At 39.9% G+C, this 18,286-nt stretch carries 15 protein-coding genes; 8 read left to right on the top strand and 7 right to left on the bottom strand.

The window, feature by feature from the left end; genetic code table 11:
- Positions 1 to 3: 3 nt before the first annotated feature.
- Positions 4 to 927 (bottom strand): transposase, encoded by a 924-nt coding sequence (locus tag ACYVFA_RS20060; RefSeq protein WP_460473638.1) that lies wholly within the window; start codon positions 925 to 927, stop codon positions 4 to 6.
- A 127-nt stretch (positions 928 to 1,054) separates the two neighbouring features.
- Here ACYVFA_RS20060 and ACYVFA_RS20065 point away from each other — a divergent pair, with 127 nt between their 5' ends.
- Entirely contained in the window at positions 1,055 to 1,210 is a 156-nt protein-coding gene (locus ACYVFA_RS20065; RefSeq protein WP_460473639.1) for a hypothetical protein, read from the top strand.
- A gap of 57 nt (positions 1,211 to 1,267) precedes the next feature.
- On the opposite strand, the gene ACYVFA_RS20070 is transcribed toward ACYVFA_RS20065, so the two are convergent.
- The 3 genes from ACYVFA_RS20070 to ACYVFA_RS20080 form a co-directional block, all read right to left on the bottom strand.
- Entirely contained in the window at positions 1,268 to 2,320 is a 1,053-nt protein-coding gene (locus ACYVFA_RS20070; RefSeq protein WP_460473640.1) for a sugar phosphate isomerase/epimerase family protein, read from the bottom strand.
- A gap of 57 nt (positions 2,321 to 2,377) precedes the next feature.
- Positions 2,378 to 5,215: a DUF7133 domain-containing protein gene (locus ACYVFA_RS20075; RefSeq protein ID WP_460473641.1), complete on the bottom strand. Its 2,838-nt coding sequence runs from the start codon at positions 5,213 to 5,215 to the stop codon at positions 2,378 to 2,380.
- A 314-nt stretch (positions 5,216 to 5,529) separates the two neighbouring features.
- Positions 5,530 to 6,861, bottom strand: coding sequence for a thioredoxin family protein (locus ACYVFA_RS20080; RefSeq protein WP_460473642.1), 1,332 nt, complete (start codon positions 6,859 to 6,861; stop codon positions 5,530 to 5,532).
- 167 nt (positions 6,862 to 7,028) lie between these two features.
- On the opposite strand from ACYVFA_RS20080, the gene ACYVFA_RS20085 reads away from it, so the two are divergent.
- Positions 7,029 to 8,237 carry a chorismate-binding protein gene (locus ACYVFA_RS20085; protein ID WP_460473643.1) on the top strand — a complete coding sequence of 403 codons (1,209 nt, stop codon included), beginning with the start codon at positions 7,029 to 7,031 and terminating at the stop codon, positions 8,235 to 8,237.
- Between the two features lie 76 nt (positions 8,238 to 8,313).
- Here ACYVFA_RS20085 and ACYVFA_RS20090 read toward each other — a convergent pair whose 3' ends face one another.
- From ACYVFA_RS20090 to ACYVFA_RS20100, 3 genes are all read right to left on the bottom strand, one after another.
- Positions 8,314 to 9,219: a hypothetical protein gene (locus tag ACYVFA_RS20090; RefSeq protein ID WP_460473644.1), complete on the bottom strand. Its 906-nt coding sequence runs from the start codon at positions 9,217 to 9,219 to the stop codon at positions 8,314 to 8,316.
- 245 nt (positions 9,220 to 9,464) lie between these two features.
- The gene (locus ACYVFA_RS20095; RefSeq protein ID WP_460473645.1) at positions 9,465 to 10,157 is read right to left on the bottom strand and encodes a hypothetical protein; all 693 of its coding nucleotides are present in this window, start codon (positions 10,155 to 10,157) and stop codon (positions 9,465 to 9,467) included.
- Between the two features lie 2 nt (positions 10,158 to 10,159).
- A complete protein-coding gene (locus ACYVFA_RS20100; RefSeq protein ID WP_460473646.1) occupies positions 10,160 to 12,367 on the bottom strand; it encodes a carbohydrate binding family 9 domain-containing protein in 2,208 nt (735 codons plus the stop codon).
- 226 nt (positions 12,368 to 12,593) lie between these two features.
- Between ACYVFA_RS20100 and ACYVFA_RS20105 the strand changes: the two genes are divergently transcribed.
- The 6 genes from ACYVFA_RS20105 to ACYVFA_RS20130 all read left to right on the top strand — a co-directional run bounded on the left by ACYVFA_RS20105 (position 12,594) and on the right by ACYVFA_RS20130 (position 18,260).
- A complete protein-coding gene (locus tag ACYVFA_RS20105; RefSeq protein WP_460473647.1) occupies positions 12,594 to 13,481 on the top strand; it encodes an alpha/beta hydrolase in 888 nt (295 codons plus the stop codon).
- A gap of 304 nt (positions 13,482 to 13,785) precedes the next feature.
- Positions 13,786 to 14,136, top strand: coding sequence for an aspartate 1-decarboxylase (gene panD / locus ACYVFA_RS20110; protein WP_460473648.1), 351 nt, complete (start codon positions 13,786 to 13,788; stop codon positions 14,134 to 14,136).
- Positions 14,133 to 15,125, top strand: a complete 993-nt coding sequence (locus tag ACYVFA_RS20115) for a lysylphosphatidylglycerol synthase transmembrane domain-containing protein (RefSeq protein WP_460473649.1) — start codon at positions 14,133 to 14,135, stop codon at positions 15,123 to 15,125. Before panD ends, ACYVFA_RS20115 begins: the two co-directional genes overlap by 4 nt.
- 628 nt (positions 15,126 to 15,753) lie before the next feature.
- Positions 15,754 to 16,233, top strand: coding sequence for a nucleotidyl transferase family protein (gene rfaE2 / locus ACYVFA_RS20120; protein WP_460473650.1), 480 nt, complete (start codon positions 15,754 to 15,756; stop codon positions 16,231 to 16,233).
- Between the two features lie 79 nt (positions 16,234 to 16,312).
- Positions 16,313 to 17,011, top strand: a complete 699-nt coding sequence (locus tag ACYVFA_RS20125) for a zinc metallopeptidase (RefSeq protein WP_460473651.1) — start codon at positions 16,313 to 16,315, stop codon at positions 17,009 to 17,011.
- Between the two features lie 112 nt (positions 17,012 to 17,123).
- Positions 17,124 to 18,260: an iron-containing alcohol dehydrogenase gene (locus ACYVFA_RS20130; protein ID WP_460473652.1), complete on the top strand. Its 1,137-nt coding sequence runs from the start codon at positions 17,124 to 17,126 to the stop codon at positions 18,258 to 18,260.
- The last annotated feature ends 26 nt before the right edge of the window (positions 18,261 to 18,286 follow it).

Raw genomic sequence — 18,286 nt, forward strand, 5'->3', positions numbered from 1 at the left:
GGGTTAAAACATCCAAAAAAGTAGAGCGGTGGCGATTGAACCCCAGATATGGGAGTAAAGTCCATTTGTTGCTCTGACTTTTGAAGCATTCTGAATTTTTGTTCTTTCAATTAAAAAGCTAAATAGGCTTTCAATCGGCTGTCGAACAATAGAAACAGCAGTAGAAAATAGGTCATCTGCTGCTTTTTTAAATTGTCTAACAGATTCATGCTCACCTTTAATAAGTTTAACAGGTGTATAAATGTAAGTATTACTGTCTTTTAAAAGTTGTTCATTAAGCAACTTATCGGCATAAGCTTTATCAGCAAAGATAGCTCTATTAGTGAGTTTAGATACAATAGGCTTCAAGGCTGTTAAATCAAACTCAGAAGCATTGGTAAGGCTTATGAATTCAGGTAAAGGTAATTTTTTTACTCGTCGAAAAGCCACAAAATGCAGTTTAACTCCAAAATAATAGATGCTTTTTGTCGCACAAAAAGTTCGGGCGGCGTTCCGCTTGTCAGCTATTTCAAGGGCTACCTTGCCTTGTCTTTTACCTGAACAAAGCATAATTGGTAAGGAATCAACTAGTGAAATATTTTCGTTAATTGAGGCATTCTCAATGTCTTTTAGTGTTTCTAGCTGATTGCCAACTAATGCCAGTATGGCACCCGATAAATTGTTAAGCCGATGATTAAAATTAGAATACGCTCGTAAATGGGGGAACCATGAACGCATATAGCGATTGGCAAAATCCCATATTTGCTTCTTTAAATGCTTGTTTTCATACCGACGACTATAAAAATAGATAGTCAAAAGTTCTTCATCTGTAATTTTTTCGTTACTCGGTGAAGAATTATTGCTAAATCGCTGATTATACCAACGAAGTTCATTATTATAGCACTCGCAGAAATAGAGGTACAAGGCTATGAGTTCATACTCTAACATAAGTCTTTTTTTATAGTTTTGTCACCATAAAAGTAAGTCTTATTTGTCTTGTCGCTATTTCTGCTTTTTTAACCCATTATTCGCATTATAATATACATTTTCAATCTAACCGCTAAAGTTTATTAACATGAATCAATCAAACGTATCAGAACCAGCTATTGACGAACAACCTATTGAAAAAAAGGCTATATGGGTAAGTCCTGACTTTACTATTTTAAGCAATAATATAATTAATGGGTCAGGCGATGCCGGTCCGGATTTTCTCGCTCAACTGGGTTCGTAAAATCAAAAATAAAGGCGTGCTTCTCTCAAAGCTCGCCTTTACACTTATTTAAAACTCTTAACTCAAAGAATTCTTACAGAACTCAAGGCATTTTTTCACTTCTGCTACCGAGTTCGAGCCTTCCGGTATTTTATACTCCAGCTCGATAGTTGCCGGGAATTTATATTTATTGTCTTTCATCAGATTTAGAGCCTCTCTGATAGGCGTATCCCCTTGTCCCCATGCCACGTTTCCTTTGCCGTGCGCCGGAGTCTGGCGGTCTTTGATGTGCATACTTACAATGCGCTCATGCTTTTGTTTGATAATATCTAAAGGATTCGCATTTCCTGCTGCCACAAAGTGTCCCAAATCAAGATTTAATGAATTAGCCGGAGATTGTGACAGAGCAGTATCCCAAAGCGTAAATGTTTGTTGCTCATGGCCATGGTAGCCTACTTTTACACCCATTTTCTGAGCCATCGTACCTAGTTTCAAGGTATGCGCATCGTCAGAAGGGTGCTCAAGCGTTATCTGATTAGCACCTAAAGCCTTGGCTGCTTTCATGCCATAGGTAATTTCAGCATCAGAGTTGTTTTTGCCAAAAGCGTTTGGTTTGAAAGCATAGATAGAAATGCCAGCACTTTTATAGGCTTTGCCTAGTTCTTCAAATTTCGCCATAGAAACGGTTTCTCTCCATTTTGCCACTTCAGCGTTGAAAGATTTCATAGCTGCTTCGGCATCGGCTAATTTCTTTTTCTCCTCTTCTGTTAATTCTTCTTTTTTCTCATTTCTTTTTCTCATTAAAGGAAAAACAGAACGCATATCAACCGTGCTTTTAGGTCTGCCTGCAAAAACTTCTGCATGGTCACCTAATAGTTCAATGGCACTTATACCCGATTCTTTTACATATTGCAATACAGCTTCTGCGCTTTGATCTGGCATTTCTCTGAATGAGTAAGTGATTGCGCCAATCTGAACACCATTGATAAGTGAATTAGGTCCGAAAAGATTTTTTATGAAAGCAGGCGCTCCGAAAACCGAATTGCTTGCTAGTACCGAACCTGAAACAAGTGTTGCGGCAGTTCCTAAAAACTGGCGGCGTGACACAGAGGGATTATTTGATTTTTCCATTGGATAATTATGTTTCGCTTACTTTATTACGATTATGAAAAATGACTAGGTCGATTATTAATTGAGTTCAAATACTTTTAATTGTTTCATGGTCCACGGAATATCATCTTCCGGATTTTCTAACCCCTGGTCGAGTTTTATTCTGATAAACTTAGCTTTTTTCGGGTTCAGGACAATGACATTGTCACCGTCATTTCCTTTTTGGGTGCTCAGACTTGGTTGCCAGTTAGTACCGTCCGATGAAGTTTCTACCGTATAGATTCGCGGATGGGTTTGTACCATAGGTCTTTGATTAAATGGCGTATTGGGTTTAGGAACCCAGCCTTTTTTCACCTGAGCCGCTGAATTAAATTGTATTTCGCTAATAGCCGTCTCTTTCGGAAATTCTATCTGATACCACATCCCTTTTTCCTGTTTCACTCCCGTCGACCAGCCTTCATAAGTGAATGCACTGGTAGGCGAAACATTCCCTCCAATACGAGTAGAAGCCGTATTACTGGCTGTTACTTTCCAGCCATCACGTTGTTGTAATTCGTGTGGTACAATTTTAATCAGGTTATCAAACTTGTACATACCCGACTGGTCAGCCGTTTTCTGACGTATACTAGCCACCATATTTGTTGAAACCAACGAAGCGTCATTTGACAAGCCATTGCGGATATAAGAAATCACATCGGCCACCCATTGATCAGGTTGCTCTTTCATACTAGCCATCATGCCTCCTGCATAAGTCTTGCCTTCAATGGCACCATCCATACCGTGTAACACTACTCTAACAGCATACTCAGGATGCGATTGAATGCGAGAAGAACCTGACAATGCCGGAGCTAATAATTTGCCATCTCCTGCCGGAGTCCCCATACCTGTATTACCATGACATTGTGAGCATAATTCGTTATAAATCACTGCTCCACGGCTAATCATTTCCTGCTGGTCTTTATTCAGTTCTGCACCTATTCCCAATCCTCTGGTCACTCTTGGTGGAGTAATAATCTGCTCGCCAACCAGTTTTACACCTGCTGCTTTATTATTGGTTACTGTATTTTTAATATTAGCTTCCAGATCAGGCAATTTCAGGAATTTGCTACTGAGCATTGCCTGAATCGCCACATCTGTATTGGCATCAGTCAAAGCTGTTTTATAGCTGGCCTCCAGCTCTTTTTGTCCGGCTTTATAAAGTGTTTCTCCGGCTCTTAGTGCCTGCACACGGATACGAGGATTTGCATCGCTTAATAGTTTTTGTACCGTTTCGGTTTTCAAAGCATTCAAACCTTCTAATGCCCAGATGGCGTGCATTCTTGCCAATACATTCGGGCTGTTTAAAGCCATTTTATCTAAAGCAGGAACTACCGAAACGTCTTTGCGCAATACAATCAGTTGTTGGGCAGCATCTCTCCACCAGCCATTCGGGTGTTCCAGATGTTTTACCAGAGCTGACGTTTTTTCATTCAGCATATTCGGTTTGGTTTTGTCGCGCTCTTTACCATCATACGTAATGCGCCAGATACGACCTAAACCCACTACTTTATCTAATTGATATTGCTCAATTTTGGTACGTAGATAAGTGCCTTTTTGTGTCCATTGTCCTTCCTGAATAATACCGTGATACATATCTACAATATACATAGTGCCATCAGGCGCAGTAGCCATATCAACCGGACGAAAGAGTGGGTCAGAAGAACGTAGGAACTCTGATTGCTGATCCTGATAGACATTATGAAGTGTAGTAAGACCCTCTTTCACAACAGGGTTTATCTGACGAACGATACGGGCTACCGGCTCACCATAGAAGTACTGACCTCTCAATGATTCCGGTAGGCGGTCTCCCCGATATACGTCATTTCCTGCTGAACCGGTCACGCGTTTCAGCGAACCGTCAGGCTGTCTGATTTCGTCCATACCTCCCTGCATATCTGATATTTTTACAGCTGCTCCATAAGGAATATCGAAGCCTTTGGCAAATTCGCCAGGTACTTCAAAGTTTCCGTAATGAATCGGGAACTGGAAATATGAAGGCAATCCACTTGCACCCCCCTGAAACCATAGTTTGCCGTCATCGTCATGGGTAACACCCCATTGTGCACGGTTAAAGCCCGTTTTTTCACGAACTACTCCACCAGGCGTTTCACGCACACGGAAAGCATTTACGGTACTATACAGCCAGTTGTCCATGCCGTAGTACATAAAAGCCTGCTGATGCTCAACATTACCTGAGCGTCCATATTTATTAGTAAATAGTTCTTTTTTATCGGCTTTTCCATCGCCATCTGTATCTGTATATTTATAGACATTATCAGCGTCAGACTCCATCGTTAGGATACAATCTTTGCCATAAGGCAATACAAAGCGAGGAAAAATCAGATTATCAATAAAAGTAGTGCCTGTTTCATAGACCCCGTCGTTATTCTTATCCTCCCATCTGGATATACGGCTGGTGGGTTCTAATTCGTCTTTTGAATCGGCCGTTAGCATATAAGACCGTAATTCCAGCACATACATACGGCCGTTGCCATCAAAGGCAATGGCACCGGGTTGTTGAATAGCCGGCTCTGTTAGCACCGCTTGGATATGATAGCCAGGAGGAAGCATAAATCGCTCAGCTTCTTCTGATACATATAAGGGTTTAACAGGTTGTTTCGCTTCTAAGTCTATGCCTTTCCAGTCGTCACTATCCGGATCAGCGTCCTTGGGAAGCGACATTTCCGGTGAGGTAGCAGCAAATGAATTAATAACGTCTTTTACCAGATCTTGCTGTGGAACAGCAGTTGTACTAGCTGAATTAACCGTATTTTGATTAGGTTGACTGGTTTTACAAGAGCTGATTAGATAAAGACAAAAAGCAACAGATAAGAAAATTTTCAGTGGTTTGGAAGGGCTTTTCTTAGATACTTTCATTTTTTTATTTGAAAAATAATATAATGAATAAAAATACTTCATTAAAGCCCATACTTCCAAGAAAATCGACAAATTCCTAGATTAAAACGGCAAATTGGGGGATTAGGGGAGATTGGTGAGGGAAAGAGATTTATGTAGTATCTATTTAATAATAATTGCTTTTGTAGAGACGCAATGCTTGCGTCTCATTGGATTCTGCAATCCAGTATATATAATTGGGCAAGGAACAGCCAGAGCCAACACATCCAATAATCATCTACTCACAGGCTCTTGAGACGCAATGCTTGCGTCTCTACCATACACACAATAAATAATTATCTTTTCTTCATCTCCTTCAAAGCCAACTGCAATTCCTTAGTCTCAATACCCTGTTTCTTTGCCAATTTAATCGCTGCTTTTTCTGTTTTAATCGCCTCTTTTTTTCTACATAATTTAGATAGAAGATTAGCACAAGTATGTAGGTTAACAGGTGATTCGAATAGCTCTATCGAACGTTCTGACCATTTCAGCGCGGTTTCCAGTTCTTCTTTGTTTTCAATTAACTGAAAATAGCCCCAGGCATATTCATTCAGGTGAAAAGCGGTTCTTTTTTCGGCGCTGTTTTTTAAATCCTCTAAAGCCAATTCATAATCTCTGGTATTTTCTTTGATGCCTCTGGCTTTGGCACTTTGTATAAATCGTTCGGTTTGTTGTTGAGATTCTGTGGCCAATTGTTCATTGGTTTTCTCCATCAATTTTGCTCCGGCTTTTGAGGCTATCATTCTGAAATTGTCCGCATCGAGGGTAATCTTGGCAAAATCCAATCTGAATTGTCGTTCTTCGGCTTCAAATCCCGCTTCGCTATAAGAGGTTTGTCTCACTGCATCAATCAACCGTTCGAATTGTATTTTATCTTTGGTTTCAACGACTTTTTTGAAAGTACTTCGCTTGGCTTTTGAAATACCCTCTAATACAAATCTTTGTTGCTCAGGGGTCATATTCATAAAACGCTGAAGCGAATTTTTCAGAATCTCAAAGGCTCTGGTATCAATGGCGCCGATGTTTTCTGAGATAATCATCAATACTTTTTCGGTCTTATGTGCCGATTCTGGAATGGCTTTCAGATATTCTTCCAGGACTAAATCAGTAGATTCCCCAATCAGTTTTTTTCTTTCCAGAAATTCGTACAAAAATTTCGCATCTCGTCTGCCAGCCAGAAAATCCTTTTCCATTGCGGGGGTAGACTTGAAATCATTCCCAATCTGTAAGGCTTTAGTGGCTTCAGCCATAAATTTATAAGCTGGCATAGAGCCTATGGTCTTGTACACCAGTTCCCCTTCATGATTCACAAAAAGATAGGTTGGAAAGCCGGTAATCGTATATTTTTTTTTCAGCGTAATACCCTCTCCTTTTTCAGCATCTATTTTATAGTTGATAAAAGACGTATTAAACTTATCTGCTACTTCGGCATTGGTAAACACATTATTTTCCATGGCCTTGCAAGGCCCGCACCAGGTGGTATAAATATCTACAAAAATGAGTTTCTGCTGCGCTTTGGCTTCGGAGAGTATCTGTTCCCACGTGCCTTCGGTGAATCGGATGCCCTTGGTATCATGGCCATAGCCTGAAAAAGCTATGCAAACCAATAAGTAGAGTAATTTTTTCATAGCTTTGACAAGTTTTTGGACATTTCTAACAAATTTATATTAATAAACCCACATCCTAAAAAATCTGCTTTTTTTTGAGAGGTTTTCGCCCCAAATTTGTTGTATTATTAAAGGATTTACTCAATACATTATATCCTGGCTTTTGTGCGAAGATATAGTTCCGCGATATGACAACAACAAATCTAAAGACAAACACCTATCGACAAACACTCTGGAATGCAGCGCTTGAATCAGGTTTCCCAACAGTCATGTGGCGTTTGCCTAAACAAAACGAAAAGCATTTCTTAACATCTTTCCTCAAAAATCCTGAACAGACGAAGATAGAATTTGAAGAATTAGGGCCAGGTTTTGCCTTTTCTCCTTTTATTAATCCCGATGGTAACGATACCTATTTTTTAAAGGCTGACCTTTATTACATATTTTCTGATACGCTTAACGAAAACGAAAAATTTCAGGAAGTAATTGCCCCGTCCTCTGTCGACCCTGCTTTTATTGAGTTATTACAGGCAAAAGCTAGTGATAAACCTTTTTTCTTTTCAAAAAAAGAAACGGTTGCAGACGCTACCACCAAAGAAGATTTTATTGAGGAAGTAGAGGCCGCTGTTAATGATATTGAGGCAGGAAAATTTAAGAAGGTAGTACTTTCGAGAACCAAGAATATCAATATCCCCAATGATTTTGAGGTAGTGGCTGTGTTTGATAAATTATGCAGAGCTTATCCTAATGCCTTTGTCTCAGCGGTTTCGATTCCGGGGCTGGGCATAGTATGGATGGGGGCTTCTCCTGAAACACTGGTGAGTCAGGATGCACAGGGAATATTCAGGACAATGGCTCTGGCAGGCACACAATCTGCCTTTGATGCGGAGGGTAATCCTATTAAACCATCAGAAGCTTTATGGCGACAAAAAGAAATTGAGGAGCATGCCTTGGTGAGCCGCTATATTGTGAGTTGCCTGAAAAAAATACGGGTGCGTGAGTTTGAAGAAGAAGGCCCAAAAACGGTAATAGCTGGTAATCTGATGCACCTGCGTATGGATTATATTGTAGATACAGTTGAAATTAATTTTCCGGAAATGGCTACGGTGATGCTCGATTTATTGCACCCGACCTCAGCAGTTTGCGGAATGCCTAAAGAACCAGCCAAACAGTTTATTCTGGCCAACGAAAAATATAACCGTGAGTTTTATAGCGGTTTTCTTGGGCCTGTCAATATCCAGCAGGAATCGCATATTTTTGTTAATCTGCGCACGATGAAGTTACAAAACGGAGTCGCAACACTTTATTCAGGTTGTGGTATTACAGCCGATTCAAATGCAGAAAAAGAATGGATTGAAACTGAAATGAAATTGCAGACGCTGGGGAATTTTCTGGTTTGATTTAAAATACAGCAAGTAAAAATAAAGGGCAACGAAACAAAATTTCATTGCCCTTATTCTTTATAAAACTTTACAATTATTTTTTACCAAATAAACGACTCCAGAAACCTTTGGCTTTTTCTGTTACTTTCTCGGCGGCTTCTGCTGCTTCGTTAGCTATTTCCTGGGCTTTTACTTTAGCTGTTTCAATTGCCTCAGCTGCATCATCTCTGATATCTTCCAGTTTCTCAGCTGCCTGATTTTTCAGTTCGTTAATCTTTTCTTCGTTTACATATTTTGCCTTCAATTCTTCAATTTTTTCTGAGGCCTCCGCTGCTATCTCCTGCGCTTTCGCTTTGGCTGCTGCAGCTGCTTCTTTAGCCTCCTCTTTAAAATCTTCGAATTTATCGGCTGCAGTAGCGGCCACTTCCTGAGCCTTGACTTTAGCGGCATCAATAGCATCAGCAGCATCTTCTTTCAAATCGTTGATTTTATCAGTAGCTGCTTCTGTGAAAGACTGTGCTTTTTCTTCTGCTTCGGCTTTTACCTCCTCTACTTTCTCTTCTGCTATTGCTACTTTTTCAGCAACACCAGCTTTTACCTCTTCTACTTTAGCAGATGCTTCTTCTTTCAGTTCTGCGGCTTTTTCTTCTGCATCAGCTTTTACCTCCTCTACTTTCTCTTCTGCTACCGCTACTTTTTCTTCCGCTTCTGCTTTTACTTCTTCCGCTTTTTCAGCGGCTGTTTCTTTGGCTTCTTCTACTGCTTCTGTAGCGTCAGCTTTAATTTCTTCAGCTTTAGCGGCTGCTTCCTCTACTTTCTCTTCTGCTACGGCTTTGGCCTCTTCAACAGCTGCGGCTGCTTCTTCTTTTACTTCTGCGGCTTTTTCTTTGCCTGCTTCTATGGTTTCTTCAACAGCAGCTTTAGCATCTGATACTGCCTCTGCCGGAGTACTTGTTTCTTCTACTTTGTCGGTGGTTTCGGATTTCTTGTTAGTTGCCATTTTGCTTCAGAGTTTGAGTTAGTAAATGTTGGTAAAAGAGTGCAATAAAATTTTTACACAAATAAAACCAAAGCAATTGATTTTTAAGCATTTAGGCTGTTTTTTTATTATTAAAATTATATCCTTAAACGATAAGAATCAGGTGTTACTATTTTACCACTGAGTATCACGGAGTTTTGCCCGGAGTTCTACGGTTCACTAGGTAAGAAATTTAGGGCAAATGTTTAATTTAATTACTCATTTTATCATTTAAAGCTTATAATCAAATGCGACACGAAAGGATTCAGCTTTTGAGCATTAGGATTTTTTGAAGAAAATGCCTGATCGCCCATCACTTTTTCAGATATAGGGTTCAAAGCCTGGTTTTCATAATCGTATCCCAGAATAATAGCCAGATAACTGGTGCTGTCAGCATTCATGAGTTTTCCGCCATTCCAATCGACAACTGAACCGCCATAATCCCAGCCGAAACCTGAAAAGTTAAAGGGTTTACCGTTTATCTGCTCTAGTTCTGTCAGTTTTGTACCTACTTTTACACCATTGGTGGTGTACCATTTTACCTGATTTTCTTTGCCCGGTTCTACAAAACCTATTTCTACAAATTCAGGTTTTTTAAAATTAACGGTATCTTTCCAGACAATATGGGCTTCGTTCGGTGTGCCTTTGTAAAGAATAGTTCCTATGGAGAACATTCCCTCTGCCCCATAAACAGTATCGTGTGCACTTATGTTGGCTGCGCCCAATTTATCTATTAATTCCTGCTCACTGCTGGTGCTTGTGATAATCCCCACTTTTTCGCCAGGGATACATTCCCATTCATTTATCATTGCAGTGCTGCTATCAGCCAAAGCGGTTGAGTCGGCTTTTTGTTCATCAGTCTTTGACGTACACGAATGAAGCAAGGTAATTAATAAACCTCCTATGACTAATAGTCTCATGTTTAGAATTGTTTAAGGTAACTGATTTTGGCAATCACGTGGTCTTCTAACTGCTTTGGTTTTTGCAGCAGATTATCAAATTCCCGATGATTATATACCACATAGATATAAGATAATGGGCGATATTCCCATGAGAGGCGGATATTATAATTCTGTGACAGGTTTTCGGCATTTTTCTGATAAAACCCAATCAATTGCACGCGCGGATTCAAGGCAAAACGTCCTTCAACACTATATAAATCTACTTTGGTTGTGGTATTATCGACACCCATATCTCTGAAATGATTCCGGTTGTAACGGGCTAAAATGGAAATATGCGGAATCGGTGCAATCTGTAAACGAATATCATGCGAATTCAATCGGCCATTAAAATACGTACCCCATTCGAATGAAGTATTCAGACTAACGACAGACGATGGATTGGAACTGGCATAAATCTGATGCCTTACATAATTATAATTGCCTGTGCCTATCGTTACGCCAAGCGGAACAAATGGCTCTGTAAGGCGTTGGAAAGTCGGATTAATCAGATAACCGAAGAAACCACCGCGCTGGAAGTTAAACCAGATAGGGTTAATATTTAACTGGCGCTCAATCAGTTTTCCAGTAGATGCCTGATGATAGAACTCGGTCATGATACCCGGCTCAAAGGCACGTATCAACTTCTTGAACGGAATCCATTTGCCTCTGTTAAAGAAAAATATTCCGGGCGTAGTACCGATGACATCGCTTCTTGAAACGAAGCCCATTTCGGGGTTAAAATCTTTTGTAACGATAGATTGTGTCCACCAGAGTTTGAATTGGTTGGTAGAGTAATAATATTGCGCAAAACCTGAAAAGCCTGATTTACTGCCATTGGTAGAAGTTGAATATACTACCATTGTATTCAATGAATGAGACTCGCTTAGTCGGAAAAATCCATCTATAGTACCTGTCATATTCGTACTGATAGGGCTATTCTTTACGGTTACTAATCCTCCGATACGGTTTTGTTTACCAAAGTTTTCAGAGTATCGACCAACAAAAAAATTGGTCCCGGGGCTATCTCCTACCTCACGTTGGCGCATGGCAATGGCCCCATAGTTTCTTTTTAGCGAGCGATACACAAATCTCGCTCCTACATCAATCGGAATCGGATTACCGCTATTGTCCAAGCCTATGGTACGGCTGAAAAACGGTTGCACACGCATACTCCCTCCTGAAAGGTCGTCATTAGGCCCAACCCCTACGCCAAACAAAGAGGCATTTTCTAAGAAAAACTGTCGCCTTTCAGGAAAAAACACAGAAAAACGCGTCACATTGTTTACCTGGCGGTCAGCATCGGCCTGTGCAAAATCGGTATTGGCGGTCAAATCCAGAATAGCATTGGGGTTAATGGCCCATTTAATTTCTCCCCCAATCTTATAATTATTCTTATCAGATTTATTGTCAAAATTCTTATAACGGTCAAATGAAGTCAGAAAATACGGTTGAATACGTAGGTTTGTCGAGGGTGGAGGTGGTTGCAGATTGGTTAAAACCCCTGCATAGTCCATACGGGTATTCGTAAACGAACGGGGATAAGGCGAGAAAGCCGTTTGCTCGTTTGTCAACCGTCGATTACGATACAGGTTAAAACCCCAGTTCTGAGTGAGGGAATCTGTTTTTGGATAACGCAGGGTTTTCCAGGGAACAGCCATTTCAGCCACCCAGCCTGAATCTGTCCGGCTCGTTCGCACACGCCAGAGGCCATCCCAGTCAATATCATAATAAATATCGTCAAAAGACAGATAGTCTCTTTGCACACCATAAGGATTAGTCACCAAAGCCATAGCATTGCGCTTATCGTTGAAGCCATCAAACGATACGCCTACCAGATCATGTTGTCTTGAATTGAAATCACGCTTAAAATCGGTGGCACGAATGGCCTTTTTCCCTAGAGAATCTCTGGAAAATATCCCGAAATACAGGTAATTTTTATTGTACAATACCCGTACTTCTGTTCTATGGGTAGGTCGTTTTCCCTGATAAGGCTCAATCTGAATAAATTCAGAGACAGGTCTGGCCAGTTTCCATTCGGCATCATTCATCACGCCATCTATTCGTAGCGTATTAGTGATTTGTATGGCTTCAATCTTTTTTTTTATCGAGTCGGGCTTAAATATTGCAGCGTCCTGGGCAAAAGAAAAAGTAGTTATAAAAAATAAAAAAATAGGTAGTTTTTTAATCATACGTTAGATAGCTTTTCACTTTTACAAAAATAAAAAAAAGTAGCATTTTAAACTATTTCTCGGTACAAATTGCGAAATAAATCTGGTAATTGGCTCATTTTGCCGAAAAAACGACTCAGCCTTAAAATCTTGTGGATTGTTTAGATAATCTCCATCGATTCATTAGTTTTGCCTTCAGACTTTAAGTCTGAATTAATCGAGTCTTCTTACAATTTATTTTCAATCTATGATGTTACAAAAACTCCGCTTACTCGTTTTTTCTTTTCTTAGTTTCTCATGCCTTTATGCACAAGCTGCTACGGTCGATAGTCTTGATGTACCTAGTGCCGTGATGAACAAAGCTTATAAAGCCGCTGTGGTACTTCCGGCTTCGTATGCCAATAGCAAAGCTTCTTATCCGGTATTGTATCTATTGCATGGTGGGTCAGGTCATTTTAATGACTGGCTGAACAAAACTCCTGATAAAATGCTGGTAAAAAATCTGGCCGACCAGTTTAATATCATCATCGTGATGCCTGAGGGTGAAACTTTCGGCTGGTATCTCGATAGCCCTGCAGACCCTACCAACAAGTTTGAAACCTATATTACGAAAGAGGTAATCCAGAAAATTGATAATACTTACCGGACTGTTAAAAGCAACAAAGGCCGTGTAATCACCGGGCTCTCGATGGGTGGACATGGGGCAATGTATCTTTCGACCAGACATCCTGACTTATTCTGTGCTGCAGGCACGATGAGTGGGGCAATGGATATGAACTATACTAAATTCCGGATTAATGAAGACTTTGCCAAATCATTGAAAGACCGTTTTCAGAAGCTATTGGGCACTTCAGATACTTCCAACGATATCTACGTAAGAAACTCAATCATCAATATGGTAGATGCTATCAAGAAGAACAATATGCCAGTAATTATTGATTGTGGCGTAGATGACTTCCTGATTGAAGCCAATAGAGAATTACACCATCGTCTGGTTTATGCTAATGTACCACATGATTATACTGAAAGACCAGGTGCCCATACCTGGGAATACTGGCAGAATTCATTACCCTATCATCTGTTATTCTTTAGCAAGGTTTTGAAGAGTAATGGTTCGGCTGTAGTGGAAAAATGATTTCTTCTCAAATAGCAACCAAGCTAACGGCGAATAAAAACGGTCCGCCGTCCAGCGGTCGCCGCGCGGAATTATTTCTATGTAAGCCGGACTTAAGTCCGGCGATGTATGTAAATAGTTCCTTTGTTATTTTAGCCACCGAATTCTATTCGGTGAAACGGGCCGTCCTACAGGATGGCCTATTTCATGATATGAGGTCATATAAATAACCAAAACAATGAAACGGAATTTTATTCAATAGCATAATGTTTCTTTACTAAGCATTTTTATAATTTTGCACCACTATCAAAAAAAGGAAGGTCTTATGCTTGTTAATATTTTTAAGTCGAAAATTCATAGAGTGAAAGTGACTCAGGCAGAGTTAAACTATGTGGGAAGTATTACAATTGATGAAGATTTGCTCGATGCCGCGGGTATCATGGAAAACGAAAGAGTACAGGTAGTGAATAATAACAATGGTGAGCGTTTGGAAACATACGCTATCAAAGGCAAAAGAGGTTCGGGCATTATTTGTCTGAATGGCGCAGCTGCCCGCAAGGCAGAAGTAGGTGATATTGTGATTATCATTTCGTACGCGTGGATGTCGCCGGAAGAAGCTAAAACTCATAAACCCCTTGTCGTGTTCCCAGATGAGAATAACCGTGTAGTGAAATGATAAAAAAAGTTTTACAATACGTTATTTCTCTGGCCATAGCCGGAGGTTTATTGTGGTTTGTATTCAAAGACATTGATTTAAATGCCCTCTGGGAAAAAATAAAACAGGCCGATTATAGATGGGTAGCACTTTCGGGTGTTCTGGCGCTGGTAGCGCATTGGAGCCGGGCGTATCGCTGGGCGTTAATGTTGCAACCACTAGGCTATAATCCTTCTGTTTTCAGAACCACGCTGGCAGTGCTGGTAGGATATTTAGCCAATCTGGTTTTTCCAAGAGCAGGCGAATTTGCCCGCTGTGGTACTTTAAAGAATCTGGAAGATATTCCGTTTGAGAAATCTTTTGGAGCTGTAGTGGCTGAAAGAATAGCTGATGTACTGGTTTTATTAGTATTAATTTTTTTGAACTTAATATTAGAGTTCGACCGGTTAAGCACGTTCTTTTTCAACTTCTTCGGTGATAAATTCAAGAATCCGATTTTGCTATTGGGTTTAGGAGCAGCTTTTATCATTCTGGCTTTTATGGCCTGGATGACTTTTAAACGCCATAAAGATAAAATTTCTCAATTGCCATTATATCAGAAAGTCAGCAAAGTTATTTCGGGACTTGCCGATGGTTTTTTAAGTGTAAGAAACCTGAAAAACCCGATGGTCTTTGTTTTTCATACAGTTTTCATTTGGGTAGTTTACTACCTTACCACCTATGTACTGTGTTTCGCCTTACCTGAAACGGCTAACCTTTCGCCTTTGGCAGCTCTCACTATTTTCGTAATGGGCTCTATTGGAATGGCAGCTCCAACTCAAGGTGGTATCGGCAGTTATCACTTTCTGGTAGGAAGTATAGTAGTGCTTTATGGATTATCAGAGCAGGACGGTATCACTTTAGCTACTTTCCTACACGCGATACAAGGGTTGGTTTTAGTGGTACTTTTTGGTGTTGTCGCGTTTGCATTGACGCTTGTTTTGCCTAAGAAAAAGGTGGGAAGTGTTTGAGGGATGAATAATTTCTAAATTTAGTATTGACCTATATAATTTAAAAATAACTTCTTACAGATAAACATTTAATTATAAGGAAAAATTATGGTCCATCTCAAAATCTTGATAGTTCTCATAATGAGTACTATAGGTTTAATAAGTAAGAGCCAGAGCTCAATCGATTTAAATGAACAGATAGTATTTTATAGTGGTGGAGATACTGTTACACTAGTAAAAAATGAGTACAAGACTATAATTCGAGAAGACTCTACAGGTTTTGAATTGAAAATATTATCAGCCAATAAGCTAAATAGCATAAAACACTTATTGACCCAACTGTACAATTTACTATATATCAAAAAAGATTATGTGGAAGAGGTATAGATACACTTAGTTCAGCTGTGCCGCCAGAGGTTGATTATTTTTTTGCTCTGAATAAAGAAAAGAGAGTGATAATGTGGAAAGGTAATATTATTGATTTTTTAAATATTGAAAGACTTACTAGAAATAGTACCAAAAAATAACTAAGAACATCAAATATTTATCAGAAAACTTTTTCTTGAAGTGAGTCAATAAAAGGTATAAAGATAATTAAGATGTTTAATGGATTGAGGAAGAGAATGTAAAGATAATTTTAAATACAAAAATGACCGAATCAAAAATATTAAATAAAGAACAGGCCACCCAACAAGTAAAACAATGGCAATCTGAGGGGAAGAAAATCGTTTTTACTAATGGATGCTTTGATATTGTGCATTTAGGACACATCGATTATCTGGAGAAAGCCCGCAACCTGGGCGATAAACTCGTATTGGGTTTAAATACAGATGCCTCAGTATCAAGGCTGAAAGGCCCAAGTCGTCCGGTTGTGAATGAATATGCAAGAGCCAGAATGATGTCGGCATTTGAATTTGTAGATACTGTCATTTTGTTCGATGAACCAACGCCTAAAGAACTGATTGAGACAATATGTCCGAATATTCTCGTGAAAGGTGACGACTATACTATTGAGAACATTGTTGGAGCAGATTTTGTTATAACTAATGGAGGAGAGGTGAAAACAGTGGCATTAGTAAATGGTTATTCAACCACGGCTATCATCAAAAAAATAAAGGATTTAGACTGATACCTTTACGAGTAGTATTAAACCTACTCAACTAAAATCCGTCAAACTACAATCAGAATTTAAATGAAAAAGTAAAGCTATGATTTTTGTAATAAGTATTGTTTTTATGCTGCTTGGCTTGGCAGTTTCGTCAAGATTAAAGAGAAAATTTGCCGAGTACTCACAAGTTGGATTGTCTAATGGTATGACAGGCGCAGAAATAGCCCGTAAAATGCTGAACGATAACGGGATATATGATGTAAGAATCACGCAGGTAGAAGGGCAATTAACAGACCACTATGACCCTACTAATAAGACTGTTAATCTGAGCTACGATGTATATAATGGCAACAGTGCGGCTTCAGCGGCTGTGGCAGCACACGAATGCGGGCACGCGGTGCAACATTCAGTAGCCTATGCTCCATTGAAGATGCGTTCAGCTTTGGTACCTATTGTAAATGTAGCTACTAATGTCATGAACTTCGTGTATATGTTCGGTATTTTTGGTATATTTTATTTCCTTTCCAGAAATACTGCCCTTGCGCAAACAGTGCTTTTGGCTTTAGTAGTAGCCAATGGATTGATTGCGGCCTTTGCCTTGATTACTTTGCCGGTAGAGTATGATGCCAGCAATCGTGCCCTGGCATGGATGGAAAACAGAGGTGTAGTAAATAGTCGTGAACATGCGATGGCTAAAGATGCCTTGAAATGGGCGGCCCTTACTTATGTAGTTGCAGCCGCTGGCGCAGTAGCCAATTTGCTCTACTACCTGAGTATGTATCTGGGCAGACGCGATTAAGACCTGTCAACAAAAAAATATTGGGAAACCATCAATCAAACGAGCTTATTAATTACTTTTGTTTGATTGATGGTTTTTCTGTTTATTATTCATTTTATTAATCTTTTCTATTGTGATTTCGACCTACAACTTCCCTACTAAAATACGCTTTGGCGCTGGTGCCGTTGACGAACTGGCTGATTACCTGAAAGATAATGGTCTCTCAAAACCATTGATTGTAACCGACCCAGTAGTAGCAGGTTTACCTTTTCTAAAGCGAATTGAAGAGAATTTACGTCTTAAAGGTATTAGCGTAGAAATTTTCTCTGACATCCATAAAAATCCTGTTAAATCAGACGTTTATAAGGGCGATGAAGCCTACTATGCTACTGAAAGAGACAGTATTATAGGCATTGGCGGTGGTGCAGCAATGGACGTGGCAAGAGCGATTGTATTACGCATCAATCATAGAGAAGATTTATTTAAATATGACGATTTAATTGGCGGCGACATCTATGTTACCAACGATGTACCGCATTTTATTACCATTCCAACCACTTCGGGTACAGGTAGTGAAGTAGGAAGAAGTGCCATTATTGCCGATGACGAGACGCATCAGAAGAAAATTCTTTTTTCGCCTAAATTATTGGCAAAAATCGTTTTCGCTGACCCTCTTCTGACGATGGATTTACCACCATTCGTAACGGCAGCTACCGGAATGGACGCTTTAACTCATAACATGGAGGCTTTTCTGGCCAAAATGTACCACCCTATTTGTGAAGGTATTGCCCTTGAGGGTATTTCATTAATCCACAACTCATTAGAAAAGGCGGTTCATAGTCCTGATGTTGATTCACGTAGCAAGATGTTATTAGGCTCGATGATGGGTGCAATTGCTTTTCAGAAAGGCTTAGGTGTTGTACACTCGCTGGCGCATCCGCTTTCGTCTTTGCTTGATACGCATCATGGGTTGGCAAATGCCGTGAATATTCCTTATGGTATGAAATTCAATATTGCAGGGTTTGAAGACAAATTCCGCAGAATTGCCCGCACTTTAGACCTGAAAGACGAAACAGGTGATGCCGTAGTAACCTACTTATTCAACCTGAACAGTCGTATCAATATTCCACACCGTTTAAGAGAGATTGGTGTACGAGACGAGCATATAGAAACCTTAGCAGATTTAGCTATTGCCGACTTTGCCCACCCGAATAATCCCAAACCTGTGAGCAGGGAAGATTTCAAGGCGTTGTATCTGGAAGCGCTGTAAAACAAAGAAGTATAGACATGATAGGT

Source organism: Emticicia fontis (assembly GCF_054779675.1).